This window comes from Pantoea sp. X-Soil-TKNS-1211 (genome assembly GCF_059730495.1).
The window spans coordinates 3,780,216-3,794,549 of the sequence record NZ_AP035953.1; the positions used below are offsets into that span (position 1 = coordinate 3,780,216).

13 protein-coding genes and 1 riboswitch are annotated in these 14,334 nt (G+C 54.2%); of the genes, 6 read left to right on the plus strand and 7 right to left on the minus strand.

Annotated elements, in window-relative coordinates; translation table 11 throughout:
* Positions 1 to 12: 12 nt before the first annotated feature.
* Together AC6I8W_RS17775 and AC6I8W_RS17780 are read left to right on the plus strand one after the other, a co-directional pair.
* Positions 13 to 672, plus strand: coding sequence for a DUF1190 family protein (locus tag AC6I8W_RS17775; protein WP_497836079.1), 660 nt, complete (start codon positions 13 to 15; stop codon positions 670 to 672).
* A gap of 8 nt (positions 673 to 680) precedes the next feature.
* Positions 681 to 1,844 carry a glutathionylspermidine synthase family protein gene (locus AC6I8W_RS17780; RefSeq protein ID WP_497836080.1) on the plus strand — a complete coding sequence of 388 codons (1,164 nt, stop codon included), beginning with the start codon at positions 681 to 683 and terminating at the stop codon, positions 1,842 to 1,844.
* 86 nt (positions 1,845 to 1,930) lie between these two features.
* On the opposite strand, the gene ygiD is transcribed toward AC6I8W_RS17780, so the two are convergent.
* Positions 1,931 to 2,716: a 4,5-DOPA-extradiol-dioxygenase gene (gene ygiD / locus AC6I8W_RS17785; RefSeq protein WP_497836081.1), complete on the minus strand. Its 786-nt coding sequence runs from the start codon at positions 2,714 to 2,716 to the stop codon at positions 1,931 to 1,933.
* Between the two features lie 155 nt (positions 2,717 to 2,871).
* The gene (gene ribB / locus AC6I8W_RS17790; RefSeq protein WP_013510534.1) at positions 2,872 to 3,528 is read right to left on the minus strand and encodes a 3,4-dihydroxy-2-butanone-4-phosphate synthase; all 657 of its coding nucleotides are present in this window, start codon (positions 3,526 to 3,528) and stop codon (positions 2,872 to 2,874) included.
* Positions 3,529 to 3,636: 108 nt separating this feature from the next.
* Positions 3,637 to 3,786, minus strand: a riboswitch (FMN riboswitch).
* Between the two features lie 171 nt (positions 3,787 to 3,957).
* On the opposite strand from ribB, the gene ubiK reads away from it, so the two are divergent.
* Positions 3,958 to 4,242, plus strand: a complete 285-nt coding sequence (gene ubiK, locus AC6I8W_RS17795; RefSeq protein ID WP_497836082.1) for a ubiquinone biosynthesis accessory factor UbiK — start codon at positions 3,958 to 3,960, stop codon at positions 4,240 to 4,242.
* 104 nt (positions 4,243 to 4,346) lie between these two features.
* Here the strand turns inward: ubiK and hldE are convergent, their stop codons facing one another.
* The 3 genes from hldE to AC6I8W_RS17810 are packed head-to-tail and all read right to left on the minus strand — an operon-like array spanning position 4,347 to position 10,026.
* A complete protein-coding gene (hldE, locus tag AC6I8W_RS17800) occupies positions 4,347 to 5,771 on the minus strand; it encodes a bifunctional D-glycero-beta-D-manno-heptose-7-phosphate kinase/D-glycero-beta-D-manno-heptose 1-phosphate adenylyltransferase HldE (RefSeq protein ID WP_497836083.1) in 1,425 nt (474 codons plus the stop codon).
* A gap of 54 nt (positions 5,772 to 5,825) precedes the next feature.
* Entirely contained in the window at positions 5,826 to 8,684 is a 2,859-nt protein-coding gene (glnE, locus tag AC6I8W_RS17805; protein ID WP_497838222.1) for a bifunctional [glutamate--ammonia ligase]-adenylyl-L-tyrosine phosphorylase/[glutamate--ammonia-ligase] adenylyltransferase, read from the minus strand.
* Positions 8,685 to 8,715: 31 nt separating this feature from the next.
* Positions 8,716 to 10,026 carry a CYTH domain-containing protein gene (locus AC6I8W_RS17810; RefSeq protein WP_497836084.1) on the minus strand — a complete coding sequence of 437 codons (1,311 nt, stop codon included), beginning with the start codon at positions 10,024 to 10,026 and terminating at the stop codon, positions 8,716 to 8,718.
* Between the two features lie 202 nt (positions 10,027 to 10,228).
* Here AC6I8W_RS17810 and AC6I8W_RS17815 point away from each other — a divergent pair, with 202 nt between their 5' ends.
* Together AC6I8W_RS17815 and AC6I8W_RS17820 are read left to right on the plus strand one after the other, a co-directional pair.
* Entirely contained in the window at positions 10,229 to 10,849 is a 621-nt protein-coding gene (locus tag AC6I8W_RS17815) for a TIGR04211 family SH3 domain-containing protein (protein WP_497836085.1), read from the plus strand.
* Positions 10,850 to 10,985: 136 nt separating this feature from the next.
* A complete protein-coding gene (locus AC6I8W_RS17820) occupies positions 10,986 to 12,218 on the plus strand; it encodes a multifunctional CCA addition/repair protein (protein ID WP_497836086.1) in 1,233 nt (410 codons plus the stop codon).
* A 17-nt stretch (positions 12,219 to 12,235) separates the two neighbouring features.
* Here the strand turns inward: AC6I8W_RS17820 and bacA are convergent, their stop codons facing one another.
* Both bacA and folB read right to left on the minus strand, forming a co-directional pair.
* Positions 12,236 to 13,054: an undecaprenyl-diphosphate phosphatase gene (gene bacA, locus AC6I8W_RS17825; RefSeq protein ID WP_497836087.1), complete on the minus strand. Its 819-nt coding sequence runs from the start codon at positions 13,052 to 13,054 to the stop codon at positions 12,236 to 12,238.
* 190 nt (positions 13,055 to 13,244) lie between these two features.
* Positions 13,245 to 13,604, minus strand: coding sequence for a bifunctional dihydroneopterin aldolase/7,8-dihydroneopterin epimerase (gene folB / locus AC6I8W_RS17830; protein ID WP_013510542.1), 360 nt, complete (start codon positions 13,602 to 13,604; stop codon positions 13,245 to 13,247).
* Positions 13,605 to 13,710: 106 nt separating this feature from the next.
* Between folB and plsY the strand changes: the two genes are divergently transcribed.
* A complete protein-coding gene (plsY, locus tag AC6I8W_RS17835) occupies positions 13,711 to 14,316 on the plus strand; it encodes a glycerol-3-phosphate 1-O-acyltransferase PlsY (RefSeq protein WP_497829554.1) in 606 nt (201 codons plus the stop codon).
* The last annotated feature ends 18 nt before the right edge of the window (positions 14,317 to 14,334 follow it).

The window sequence follows — 14,334 nt, forward strand, 5'->3', positions numbered from 1 at the left end:
GGATGAAAACAAATGAAACGGACTAAAAACATTAGACATGCCGCTTTTCGTAAAAGCTGGCAGGCACGCCATTTGACGCCCGTAGCACTCGCGATCACCGCAGTGTTTATGCTGGCTGGCTGCGAACAGAGTGACGAAACAGTTTCGCTTTATCAGAACGCGGATGATTGCACCAAAGCCAATCCAGGCCAGAGCGCGCAATGTACCACTGCGTATAACAACGCGCAGAAAGAAGCCGAACGTACTGCACCGAAATACGCAACACGTGAAGATTGTGTGGCGGAATTTGGGGAAAACCAGTGCCAGCAAGCCCCAGCTCAGGCGGGCACCAATGCTGAAGCCCAGCAGAGTGGCAGCTTCTGGATGCCGCTGATGGCGGGTTATATGATGGGCCGCATGATGGGTGGTGGTGCCGGGTTTGCGCAGCAGCCGCTGTTCTCCCCCAAAACCCCCAATAGCCCGGCTAACGGCCAGTTTGTGGATGCATCCGGCAAGAACTACGGTTCGGCGACCTCTGGCCGCACCATGACCGTGCCGAAAACTGCCATGGCTCCCAAACCCGCGACCACCTCGACCATCACCCGTGGCGGCTTTGGTGAAACCGTAGCGAAGCAAAATACCATGCATCGTAGCAGTGCCACTGGCACCACGACTCGCTCGCTGGGAGGCTAAGCAGCACCATGCAACGTATTGCCATTACCGAGCGCCCGGACTGGCGCGCAAAGGCCACCGAGTATGGTTTTCAGTTTCATACCATGCACGGCGAGCCTTACTGGTGTGAAGAAGCGTATTACCAGTTCACACTGGCACAGGTTGAGCAACTGGAAGAAACCACCGCTGAGTTGCATCAAATGTGCCTGCAAGTGGTGGAGAAAGTGGTGAACAGCGAAGCGCTGCTCACCCGCTTCTGCATTCCGAAACACACCTGGGATTTTGTGCGTGATTCATGGAAATTACGTCAGCCGTCACTCTATTCACGCCTCGATCTTGCCTGGGATGGCAAAAGTGACGCTAAGTTATTGGAGAATAACGCCGACACGCCAACTTCTTTATATGAAGCGGCTTTTTTCCAATGGATCTGGCTCGAAGATCAGCTCAATGCAGGCAACCTGCCACAGGGCAGCGATCAGTTTAATAGCCTGCAAGAGAAACTGATTGAGCGCTTTGCAGCTCTACATCAACAGCATGGTTTTAACTGGCTGCACTTTGCCTGCTGCCGTGATACCGAAGAGGATCGCGCCACCGTGCAATATTTGCAGGATTGTGCGACCGAAGCCGGGTTGCCGAGTGAATTTCTGTATATCGACGAGATTGGCCTGGGAGAAAAAGGGCAGTTCACTGACGTCAATGATCAGGTGATCAGCAACCTGTTCAAGCTCTATCCGTGGGAGTTCATGCTGCGTGAGGTGTTCTCCACCAAGCTGGCAGATGCCGGTGTGCGCTGGCTGGAACCGGCATGGAAAAGCATTATCTCGAATAAAGCACTGTTGCCGTTGCTATGGGAGATGTTCCCCAACCATCCTAATTTGCTGCCCGCTTATTTCGCCGATGCCGCCAATTTGCCGCCGATGGACAAATATGTGGTGAAACCGCTGTTTTCGCGCGAAGGTGCCAATATTCGCATCATCGAACACGGACAAGAAATCGCGCGTGCTGATGGGCCATATGGCGAAGAAGGTATGATTGTGCAGCAGTTCCATCCGCTGCCAAAGTTTGGCGATAGCTACACCTTGATTGGTAGCTGGCTGATTGACGATCAACCTGCCGGGATCGGTATCCGCGAAGATCGCGCGCTGATCACCCAGGATCTGTCACGCTTCTATCCGCATACCTTTGTTGACTGAATCTGTAGCGGTGCGATTTATCGCGCAATTTCGTGCGCGGTGCTGGTAAAACCCGCGTGATAAATCACGCCGCTACGGTAAAAGCCTTATCCCACCTGAACCGACAGCATACTGATTGCGCCCATCTCCATTCCTTCCACCGGAAGAGAAATTGCCTCATCTTCGCTACGTGCGCCCAGGATATACAGCAGCGGCAGATAGTGGTCCGGGGTTGGATTCGATAACTTTGCGCCGTCATGTTGCAGATAGTTCACCAGCGGATGCGACTCGATATCGCCCTGATAATCCAGGTTATCCAGCACATATTGGTTGAAACTCTCTGCCCACGGATAGGCTTCTGTCGCGCCTTCCCAGCGCAGCATCCGCAGGTTATGCACCACGTTGCCGCTGGCAACAATCATCACGCCGCTATCACGCAACGCGGCCAACTTGTGGCCCAGTTCAAAATGCCAGGCGGGCGGTTTTGTTCCATCGACGCTTAGCTGTACCACCGGAATATCCGCATCCGGATACATTTTTGCCAGCACTCCCCATGAACCATGATCAAATCCCCATTCCTGATCGAGGTGTACCATTACCGGTGACAGCAACTCTGCCACTTCCTGCGCCAGCTCCGGTGAACCTGGTGCCGGGTAGCGCACATCAAACAACGCCTGCGGAAAGCCGCCGAAGTCGTGGATAGTGCGTGGATTGTTCATCGCCGTCACCGCTGTGCCACGGGTATACCAGTGCGCTGACACCGCAAGGATGGCGCGCGGGCGCGGTAAAGTCGCCCCCAGTCTCTGCCAGGCCTGGGTATAACGGTTATCTTCCAGTACGTTCATCGGGCTGCCGTGACCAAGAAACAGCGCTGGCATGCGAGTGTTGCTCATGATTAATCCTCTGACAAAAGTGACGATTTATTAATCGTTAAGATACGCCGATTTACATCAGGATTAACGCTGATAACTATGATGATCTTCATCAGAGAATTTGAATAAAAAAAAGGCCGGATCATCGATCCAGCCCTTTTCTCACTCCGCGCAGCTTAGCTGGCGTGACGTGTTTCGTGCTGACGGCGATACGCCACCAGATCTTCAATCGTCACCACAGGCATATCATGCTGTTTCGCAAACACCACGGCTTCCGGCGCATGCGCCATGCTGCCATCATCATTGGTCAGTTCGCACAGCACACCAGCGGGTTTAAAACCGGCCAGCGTAACCAGATCGATGGTCGCTTCAGTGTGACCACCGCGTGCCAGCACGCCGCCTTCACGGGCGCGCAACGGGAACACATGGCCCGGACGGTTCAGGTCACTCGGCTTCGCGCCATCAGCGATGGCGGTACGGATGGTGGTGATGCGGTCTTTCGCAGAAACACCGGTCGTCACGCCCTGCGCCGCTTCGATGGTCACGGTAAAACCGGTGCCGAATGAGCTGGTGTTGTTGTCCACCATCATCGGCAGGTCGAGCTGCTGACGGCGTTCTTCGGTGAGGCAGAGGCACACAATTCCGCTGCCGTGGCGAATCGTCAGCGCCATCTGCTCAACGGTCATGGTTTCGGCGGCGAAGATCATGTCGCCTTCGTTTTCACGATTTTCATCGTCAAGTACCATCACACCGCGACCATTACGCAGTGCCTCGATAGCACGTTCTACACGCTGTTCCGGCGTGCCAAATTCAGAAAGTAGCGTCTGATTCATGGTAAAAAACCTTTATTTAAAAATATGAGTTACCAGAATCAGGGCGAGCTTAGGAGTGCGTTTAAAACACATGGCAATAACGTGACACGGGCATAGCCCGTTTGATGTCGTTACCCTCTCCCATCCGGACTCTAACCGTCGGCTCCGGAATTACACCGGATCTGCTGACCTTTCACTTTGCAGCAAAAGCGCTCGCGGGCTTTCAGCCGAAACTGATTTACCGCCGGTGGGGAATTTCGCCCCGCCCTGAGAATAAGCAAAATAACTATAACGCCAATCACCTGGTCGGGCAATCAACAAAAGCGCAAATGCTTTTGCATTTCCTGCGGTGCAGATTTCAGGTTTAACCTTTTCGTTTCTGGCATTACACTTAATGCTTATTAAGACCGAATACGCGCTGTCATCGGCCCCCGTAACCAGGAAATTATCATGATCGACACGAAAAAAATTGAACAACTGGCTCGCCAGGTGCATGAAGCCATGCCGAAAGGCATTCGCGAATTTGGCGACGATGTCGAAAAGAAAATTCGTCAGGTGTTGCAGGCACAATTAACCCGTATGGATTTGGTTAACCGTGAAGAGTTTGATGTACAGACTCAGGTGCTGCTGCGCACGCGTGAGAAGCTGGCCGCACTGGAACAACGTCTGGCCCAGCTGGAAAGCCGTACCGCGCCACCTGCTGCCGATGTGATTAAGTCAGAAGAAACAAAATAATCGATTAGAAACAACCGTAGCGGCGCGAATTATCGCGCGTCTTTGACTTTCATGCAGCCAACAACACGCGCGATAAATCGCGCCGCTACGAAACATCAGGCAGCTTAATGGCTGCGAATGGTTTTGATGATATTGGTGGTGGAGATACCATCCTCAAAGTTGAGCACCCGCACGTCGCCGCCGTTGGCCCACACTTCTTTGCTGCCCGCGATATCTTCCGGCTTGTAGTCACCGCCTTTCACCAGCAAGTCCGGCAGCACCTCAGCAATCAGGCGTTGTGGCGTATCTTCTTCAAACGACACCACCCAATCCACGGCTTCCAGCGCACCCAGCACGATCATCCGATTTTCCAGCGGGTTAACCGGCCGTGTTTCGCCTTTCAGGCGTTTGGTCGAAGCATCGCTGTTGACGGCCACAATCAGACGATCGCCCAGCTTGCGGGCATTCGCCAAATAGGAAACATGCCCGGCATGCAAAATGTCGAACACACCGTTAGTCATCACCACCTTTTCACCGCGCTGACGCGCCTGTGCCACCGCAGCTTTTAACTGTTTTTCGTTCATCACACCAAAGCCGCTATCCGGGCGGGCGTGAATGGCGTTTTCCAGCTCCACGGTACTCACGGTTGAAGTACCCAGTTTACCCACCACGACACCAGCCGCCGCGTTCGCCAGGAAACAGGCATCTTCGAGGCTTTCACCGGCAGCCAGCACCGCAGCCAGCACGCCAATAACCGTATCACCGGCACCGGTAACGTCATACACTTCCTGCGCTTGCGTAGGCAGGTGCAGCGGCGCTTTACCCGGCTGCAACAGGGTCATCCCATTTTCGGAACGGGTCACCAGCAGCGCAGACAGATCATAATCCGCCACCAGCTGCATACCACGGCTGACAATTTCCTCTTCGCTTTTGCACTTACCCACCACCGCTTCAAATTCTGACAGGTTCGGCGTCAGCAGCGTTGCACCGCGATAGCGAGCGAAATCGGTGCCTTTCGGGTCGATCAATACCGGTACTTTGGCTTCGCGCGCCAGCTGGATCATAGTCTGCACGCTATTCAGCGCCCCTTTGGCGTAGTCAGACAATACCAGCGCACCCGCTTGAGCCAGTGACTGACGCAGACGTTGATGGATCGGCTCAGGATCAACCTGCTCAAATCCCTCTTCAAAATCGAGACGGATCAGCTGCTGATTACGTGACAAGACGCGCAGTTTAGTGATGGTTGGATGGCTTTTAACCGCCACAAAATCGCAGTCTACTTTCACCTGCTGCAACGTGTTACTCAGCACACGAGCCGCATCATCTTCGCCAGTCAGGCCAATCAGACGTGAAGCCGCGCCCAGTGCTGCAATGTTCATCGCTACGTTGGCCGCGCCGCCAGGGCGCTCCTCCACGGTATCGACTTTCACCACCGGCACCGGGGCTTCAGGCGAGATACGGCTGGTAGGACCATACCAGTAGCGGTCTAACATCACATCACCGACAACCAGCACAGCGGCCTGGTTAAATGCGGGCAGTGTTACTTTCATTCCAGAGACTCCAGACTGCGATAAAAATAGTGCGCAGATCATAGCACAGATGGCTTAGTGTTCCGCGTTGTCAGATTCAGCCCCGGCCAACCAGCGCTGCCAGCTGGCATTGACCGTGGCGCGTTCTGCCGCGAAGGCTTCCGGCTCCACATGACCAGGCAGTTCCTGCAATGCCAGATGGTGCAATGCATCACGCAGCGTGACATAAGCATGCGTCAGCGCACGCGCTTCTTCATCCGGCATAATGTCGTGCTGCGCCATCAGCTCAAAAATACGCACATTATCTGACCAGCGCGTTAGCACTGGCTGTTGGGCGGCGTAGCCTAAGACAAGATATTGGGCGATGAATTCAATATCGGTGATACCGCCTTCATCGGTTTTAATTTCCCAACGCCCTTTGTGTTTGTTGCTGAGATGGGCGCGCATTTTCTCGCGCATCTCGCGCACATCTTTTTGCAGGGTGTCAGCATCACGCGGCAGGCAAAGAATGCCACGCCGAATCTGATTGAATTTTTCGCACAGTGCCGACTCACCAAACACAATGCGCGCTCGTACCAGGGCCTGATGTTCCCAGGTCCAGGCTTCAGTACGTTGATAATCATCGAAAGCCGTGAAGGTGCTGACCAACATCCCGGCCGCACCGGATGGGCGCAGACGTGCATCAACTTCATACAAAATACCCGACGAAGTTCGCGTGCTGAACAGATGCATCACACGCTGCGCCAGACGCAGATAGAACTGACGGCCATCAATCGATCGTTCACCATCGGTAACCGCATCATCCGGACAATCATGCAGGAAAACCAGATCCAGATCCGAGCTGTAACCCAGCTCCCAGCCGCCCAGCTTGCCATAACCCACAACCGCAAAACCGCGTTCGCTGTCATTACTCAGATGCGACGGGCGGCCATAACGCTGCACCATCATGTTCCACGCCTGCTGTACCACCGATTCGATGATCGCCTCGGCCAGCCAGGTTAAGTGATCACTCACTTTCATCACTGGCAGCGTTTCGGCAATGTCAGCGGCGGCGATGCGCAGATGCTGCGCCTGCTTAAACTGACGCAATGCTTCCAGTTGCTGCTCTTCATCGTCGGTAGGAATGCGCATCAGATACTGACGCAGCTCATCACGGTAGGCATCCGTCGCGGTGGGTTGATACAACGTCGCCGGGTCGAGCAGTTCATCAAGCAACAAGGGATAACGTGCCAGCTGGCTGGCGACCATCGGCGAAGCGGCACACAGGCGGATCAAATGACGCAGGGCACCATGATATTCCGTCAGCAGCTCAAGATAGGTACTGCGCGTCAACACGCCCAGCAACAACGGGGTCAGGCGGTTGAGGATCACCGCGGCATCGTTGCGCGGGCACACCTCGCTGAGCAAACGCGGCATCAGTTGATCGAGCGCCTGACGACCACGCGGTCCAATAGTACGGCGCCCGACATCCAGACGAAAATCGTTCAACGCGTTGTACAACGTATGTCGCTCTGCCTCACCTAACTGCGGCACCAACGCGGCCAGCTCGCTCTCTTCCAGGGTGTCCTGCCACAACACCGCGAATTCTGCCAGTTCACGCTGATCGTCGATATCGGGTGTATCGTCACCAATTAATTCATCGAAGATAGCGCGCACACCGGCCATATGTTGTTCAAGCTCGGCGAGAAGCCCAGGCCAATCCGCCATCCCCATGCCCCAGGCCAGACGCTGGCGATCCAGCGCATTTTCCGGCAGGGTCTGAGTCTGTTCGTCATTCAGGCTTTGCAACAGATTTTCGAGGCGACGTAAAAACAGATAGGCAACACGTAAGTGCCCAACCTGTTGTGCTGTCAGTAATCCCAGTTCACCAATCGCCGACAGCGTTGGCAGCAGAGAACGCAACTGAAGTGAACGCTCACGTCCACCGCGTATCAACTGGAACACCTGGACAATAAATTCAGTTTCACGGATGCCGCCCGCACCCAGCTTGATGTTGTCTTTCAGGCCGCGACGTCGCACTTCGCGCGCGATCATTCCCTTCATATTTCGCAGCGACTGAATGACGCTGAAATCAATATAACGACGATAGACAAAAGGCCGCAGCATCTGCTGCAACTCCTGGCTCCAGCGTCCCTGGTCATCGCCCATCAGACGCGCTTTGACCATGGCATAGCGTTCCCAGTCACGCCCCTGTTCCTGGTAGTAATCCTCCAGCGCCGCAAAACTCAGCACCAGCGGGCCGCTGTCACCAAACGGACGCAGGCGCATATCCACACGATAGACAAAGCCGTCCACCGTGGGCTGATCGAGCACTTTGATCAAACGCTGCCCCATGCGGGTAAAGAACTGGGCATTATCAAGCTCGCGCCGACCACCGCGCGTCACGCCATTTTCAGGCCAGGCAAAAATCAGGTCGATATCTGAAGAAAAGTTGAGTTCATTGCCGCCCAGTTTGCCCATGCCGAGAATTAACATCGGTTGAGCTTCACCAGCTGCATTGCAGGGAGTACCAAAGTCGCGGCAGCAATCCTGCCATACCCAATCGCGCGCAGCTGCAATCAGGGTTTCTGCCAGCACGCTCAGTTGTTGCAGGCTCTCGGTAGTATTGGCCTGGTGCAGACACTGCATCCAGGCAATACGCACCAGCATATGCCGGCGAAACAGACGCAACTCGCGCATCAAGCCGTTTTCGCTGTCGATGTCTGCCAGCGCATCATTAAGCCAGGTGACGTAGTGCTGCCACTCATCAGGCTGGGGAGATTGTTGTTGCAACTGCTGCCACCACTCAGGGTGCTGTTGCAGGTTGTCGACAATAAAGTCACTGAATGCGATCGCGCCCGCTTGTTCAGGCGTTAACGCGTCTGGCGACACCTGTAATTTTTCGGCCGCACTGTTCAGTTGTGCCTGCATCAACGCTGATAACGGTAACAATATCTCCCCTCCCTGAATGATTGTGTGCCTCGCGTTAACGCGAAACGCCGCTACTCAGCCAGAACGGTGCCTGCTTAGTAGCCTGATTGACCAACGTGTTCAAACCACGTTCCTGTTGGATATAGATAGCATGCTGCAATGTCTGCCAGGCTGACATCCAGCTGTTAACGTCTTCAGCCGGGTACGCCCCCGCCAGCAGATGGACCGCCAGCAGTTGGCGATTAAGGCGGGTCGCTTTATCCTGGAACTCATTAAACAGCTGCACATCAATAAAGGTTTCTCTCAAATCGGCGGAGATACGACTCAACATAATGTCGCTGAAGCGCTTGAAGGAACCCTGCAATTTGTTTTTACTTTTATCATCCAACCAGTTTTGCCACTGAGTTTCGACCAACCAGTGAGTAAGCGCTAACTGGGCTTCGACAGAGGCCAGAGAAAAGCACAAGGTTTGTGCATCTTGATCGTTATTTACCAGCGCCTCTTCAATACGCGTTAATTTCTGACGTAAATCGCTGCTGGCCTTACGTGGCACCAGTGCGCCGAACAGAGAGAATGTCTGACGCAACGTTTCCAGTGCTTCCTGCACCGCTGCTTTCGCTGCCGGATTACCACGTAACCAGACCTCTTCATGGTATTGCCAGTGGTTCAGGCCCGCAGACAAGGCATTGATCATCCCCTGTTCTACCGTCGCTTTCGCCGGGATTTTTAGTAGGGGGAAGGTGCGCAGCGGACGTGGCGCATTTCCTTGTGCCAGTTGGTAACCCCGGGCGGCTTTGCTCAGGCTGCCAAGACGTAATCCACCCATATCGATCAGTTTTGCGGCAAGATTCAGCAAATCCGTACGGCTACCCTGTTTCAGCTCAAGCTCCACTTCATACAGCGGTTCGCTGAATTCACCGGCAGCTACGGCTCCGCGGTCAAACGCCACTTCTATTTCGCTGTCAAGAAACTGCACCAGCCACATCTCGCGCTGGAAATGGGTGCTGAATAACGGTTCCAGACGCTGCTGCAACGCCGCAACATCGGTGTCCTGCGGCCAGATTTCGGCAGGCAGCAACGCGATGTCCAGCTCCGGCGCATTGAGATCCACGTTGTATTCCGGCCGCTGATGCAATCCGCCCACCGTTTTGCCGGACGCTTTAAGCGTCATTTCATAGCGTTGGTCAACGCCACGAATACGCAGCCCCATATCCCAACGACGTAGCTGATTGTCATCGGTTTCAAAATAGATGTTGGTCAGCTCACGTGCCGCCACATGTTGATGAGGCATTGCCGCCAGGGTTGTCGCAAGTTTTTCGGCTGCTTCAGGCGTGGCAATGAACTTTAATTCAATTTCGATGGTCATAATTTTTTTGAATACGCTGCTGGCACTTTAGAAGTTAATCTGGCGAAGAGTAATGCACTGGATGCGCGCTGTCTTGGGTTTCTTTTGCTTTTACGACCCTTTTCGCACCAGATTGAGACCAGGATAGTTCTCATTCAGATTTATGAGAAGGCTCTCCAGACTGTGCCAGTGTTTTTACGCCTTTACCAAACTTTGATATCGAATGAAAAAAATTACTTTTGCCGCCCTTTCTTTGCTGGCTTTCAGCGCCATCACGCCAGCACATGCTGACGAAAAGCGTTATATCTCCGATGAATTATCCACCTGGGTACGCAGCGGGCCTGGCGATCAATATCGTCTGGTTGGCAAGCTGAATGCCGGGGAGGAAGTGCAGTTGGTGCAAACCAATAACGACTCCCAGTATGGTCAGATCAAAGACTCACAGGGTCGTACCACCTGGATTCCGCTGTCACAGCTGAGCACCGACCCGAGCCTGCGCACTCGCGTGCCGCAGTTGGAACAACAGGTGAAAGATCTCACTGACAAACTGCAAAACATCGACAACAGCTGGAACCAGCGTACGTCGGAAATGCAGAATAAAGTGGCCAACAGCGACAGCACCATCAACGATCTGAAAGACGAAAACCAGAAGTTGAAAAACGAGCTGATCGTCGCGCAGAAAAAAGTCAGTGCCGCCAACGTTCAGTTGGATGACAAACAACGCACCATCATCATGCAGTGGTTTATGTATGGCGGTGGCGTGTTAGGTGTTGGTTTGCTGCTGGGCCTGGTTCTGCCGCACATGGTGCCGCGCCGCAAGAAGAACAATCGCTGGATGAACTAAGCACATCCTTGTTCTTTTCCGGAAGGGGATCGTAAGATGCCCCTTTTGGCATGTCCGAATTTTGGCCAAACTATGTAACAATTAAAGTCAGATGCGTGGATAACACGCAAGGGCAGTTGACCTCTGGAGTAGTTGAGTGAAGACGTTTCTGGTCGGTGGCGCGGTGCGCGATGCGCTGTTGCGTTTACCGGTAAAAGACAAAGATTGGGTGGTGGTCGGCGCCACGCCTGATGCGATGCTGGCGCAGGGATATCAGCAAGTAGGCCGGGATTTTCCGGTTTTTTTGCATCCGCAAAGTCGCGAAGAGTATGCACTGGCACGGACTGAGCGCAAAAGCGGTAACGGCTATACCGGTTTTGTCACCTGGTTCGCACCGGAGGTCACGCTGGAGCAGGACCTGCAACGTCGCGATCTCACCATTAACGCTATCGCTCAGGCTGACGACGGGGCGTTGATCGATCCTTACGGCGGTCAACGCGATCTGGCGAATCGTACCCTGCGCCATGTCTCAGCGGCTTTTCATGAAGATCCCCTGCGCGTGTTACGCGTGGCGCGCTTTGCCGCCCGTTTTGCTCACCTCAATTTTCGTATTGCCGAAGAGACTCAGGCGCTGATGCGCGATATGACCACCAGCGGTGAACTGGCACATCTCACGCCAGAACGCGTCTGGAAGGAAACGGAAAAAGCGCTACTGACACATAATCCGCAGGTTTATTTCCAGGTGCTGCGCGATTGTGGCGCCTTGCAGGTACTGTTCCCGGAACTCGATAACCTGTTTGGCATTCCCGCGCCCGTCAAATGGCATCCGGAGATCGATACCGGCATCCATTCGCTGATGACCTTAACCCTCGCCGCCGCCCTCTCCGATGAGCTGGACGTCCGTTTTGCGACGCTATTTCACGACGCAGGCAAAGCCGTTACGCCGCCCGAAAAGTGGCCGAGTCACCATGGTCACGGTCTGGCGGGCGTGCCGATTGTGGCAGCGTTGTGCGAGCGGTTACGTGTCCCCAATGCGATACGCGATCTGGCGATGATTGTCGCCGAATTTCACGATATGGTGCACACCATTGAGCGTCAGTCGGCCCAGGCATTGATTGCGCTGTTTGATCGTGTTGATGCCTGGCGCAAGCCGCAGCGCGTGGAGCAGATGGCGCTGACCAGCGAAGCCGACGCACGAGGCCGGGCCGGACTGGAAAGCAACGCCTATCCGCAGGGGGATTATCTGCGCAGCGCCTTTGCACTGGCACAGACCGTGCCCACCAAAGCGGTCGTTGAGGCTGGATTCAAAGGGCCGGAAGTGCGAGAGGAATTAACGCGTCGGCGTATCAAAGCGGTGCAGGAAGGCTTGATTGACACGCGGCCAGCCTGAGTTGGCCGCGCAAGGCATTACATGAACAGCATGTAAACCACGCCCGCAATGATAAAGCGGTAAATGGCGAAGGAAACAAACGAGATACGTTTAATCAATTCCAGGAAGACCTTAATCGCAATCAACGCCACCACGAAGGCCGTCACGAAGCCGATAGCGAACATCGGCAGATCCTGCATCGTCAGGAAACTCATACTCTTGTAGAGATCCAGCACCGTTGCGCCCATCATCATCGGCACCGCCAGAATGAACGAGAATTCCGATGCCGCATAACGGCTCACACCCATCAGCATCCCGCCAGAGATGGTCGCACCAGAACGCGAGAACCCCGGCCACAGTGCCAGACACTGGAAGCAACCGATCATAAACGCCTGACGATAGGTAATATCGTCAATACCCACCGCTTTCGGCTGTTTCGGTTTGAGGAATTCTGCCACCAGCAGCAGCACCCCCCCCACCACCAACGCGTACATCACGTTAATCGGGTTAAACAACGTTTTGATTTGATCGTGCAACACCAGACCAATAACCACCGCAGGAACCATGCCCAGCAGAATGTGGATCAGGGTCAAATGACCTTTACCTGTACCCTTATGTTTGACTTCACCAAAGTGAATACCAATTAAGCCAAAGAGCCGACGCCAGAACATCACCACGACAGCAAGAATGGAACCGAGCTGAATGACCACTTCAAAGGTTTCGGCGGTTTCACCCTCAAAGCCTAACAGGTGGCCGACAATAATCATGTGGCCAGTGGATGAGACCGGTAAGAACTCGGTCAGACCTTCCACTATCCCCAGGATTGCAGCTACCCAAAGCTGATGAATATCTGCCATCAACATTTTCCTCTATCCGTTTTAAACAGTAAAAAGGCGGTCGCATCTGCCCACCGCCTTAAATTATGCCTGCACCAGTCTGAAGGAAACCTTAAGGTTTCCGGCAACTAAGCCGCACTAAACGCGACGGCTGTAACTGAGACACACCATAATTTGGTTTGGTTTCATTGTGATGGCAATCACATCGGATTTATTTAGGAATAGTCCCGCGCTCAATACGCACGCCAACCGTTGCTGCCTGCGCTACAGCCCCCGGTTTGCCTACGCGGATGCGCACGCCGGGCGTTTTGAAACGGTTCATCAACAGATCCGCAATTTCTTCTGCTACCCGCTCAACCAGGGCAAAACGCTGGCCGTTAAGATGGTTTAAGATCGCTTCCGTGACGTCAGCATAACTGAGGCAATCATCAACATCGTCACTGGCAGCCGCCTGACGGTTGTCCCACGCCATTTCGACATCGAGCACCAGCTTCTGCTGCATGCCCTGCTCCCAGTCGTAAACGCCAATGGTAGTGAATACGGTAAGTTGCTCGATAAATACGATATCCATGATGTAGTCTCTGTTTTTGGCTATGCCGGATACCACTTCCGGCGGATTATGCGTATTATCCACACTTACCGAGAACAAAACGACCCTACAGGAACGGTATGGAACTATGAGTGCTATCGCGCTTGGTATGATTATTTTCGCGTATCTTTGCGGCTCCATTTCCAGCGCGATACTGGTATGCAAACTCGCTGGCCTGCCCGATCCACGCACGCAGGGATCTGGTAATCCGGGTGCAACGAACGTGCTGCGCATTGGGGGGAAAGTACCGGCAGCTGCCGTGCTGATCTTCGATATCGCCAAAGGCATGTTGCCGGTGTGGATTGCTTATCTGCTGCATGTTGCTCCGCTCTACCTTGGCCTGACGGCCATCGCCGCCTGCCTCGGTCACATCTATCCGGTATTCTTTCGTTTTCGCGGTGGCAAAGGCGTGGCGACAGCATTTGGTGCCATCGCGCCGATTGGCTGGGACCTGACTGGTTTGATGACCGGCACCTGGCTGCTGACGGTACTGCTGAGTGGTTACTCGTCGTTGGGCGCAATTGTCAGCGCGTTGATTGCGCCGTTTTACGTCTGGTGGTTTAAGCCGCAATTCACCTTCCCGGTATCGATGCTTTCCTGCCTGATTCTGTTGCGCCATCACGACAACATTCAACGCCTGTGGCGCGGGCAGGAAAACAAAATCTGGAAGCGGAAGAAAAAAACGAAGGAATAAAAAAACCGGCGCAAAGCC

Excerpts from the sequence above, each read along its gene's own strand:
- AC6I8W_RS17775 (WP_497836079.1), top strand. The coding sequence starts at position 13 with ATGAAACGGACTAAAAACATTAGACATGCCGCTTTTCGTAAAAGCTGG.
- AC6I8W_RS17780 (WP_497836080.1), top strand. The coding sequence starts at position 681 with ATGCAACGTATTGCCATTACCGAGCGCCCGGACTGGCGCGCAAAGGCC.
- ygiD (WP_497836081.1), bottom strand. The coding sequence starts at position 2,716 with ATGAGCAACACTCGCATGCCAGCGCTGTTTCTTGGTCACGGCAGCCCG.
- ribB (WP_013510534.1), bottom strand. The coding sequence starts at position 3,528 with ATGAATCAGACGCTACTTTCTGAATTTGGCACGCCGGAACAGCGTGTA.
- ubiK (WP_497836082.1), top strand. The coding sequence starts at position 3,958 with ATGATCGACACGAAAAAAATTGAACAACTGGCTCGCCAGGTGCATGAA.
- hldE (WP_497836083.1), bottom strand. The coding sequence starts at position 5,771 with ATGAAAGTAACACTGCCCGCATTTAACCAGGCCGCTGTGCTGGTTGTC.
- AC6I8W_RS17810 (WP_497836084.1), bottom strand. The coding sequence starts at position 10,026 with ATGACCATCGAAATTGAATTAAAGTTCATTGCCACGCCTGAAGCAGCC.
- AC6I8W_RS17815 (WP_497836085.1), top strand. The coding sequence starts at position 10,229 with ATGAAAAAAATTACTTTTGCCGCCCTTTCTTTGCTGGCTTTCAGCGCC.
- bacA (WP_497836087.1), bottom strand. The coding sequence starts at position 13,054 with ATGGCAGATATTCATCAGCTTTGGGTAGCTGCAATCCTGGGGATAGTG.
- folB (WP_013510542.1), bottom strand. The coding sequence starts at position 13,604 with ATGGATATCGTATTTATCGAGCAACTTACCGTATTCACTACCATTGGC.
- plsY (WP_497829554.1), top strand. The coding sequence starts at position 13,711 with ATGAGTGCTATCGCGCTTGGTATGATTATTTTCGCGTATCTTTGCGGC.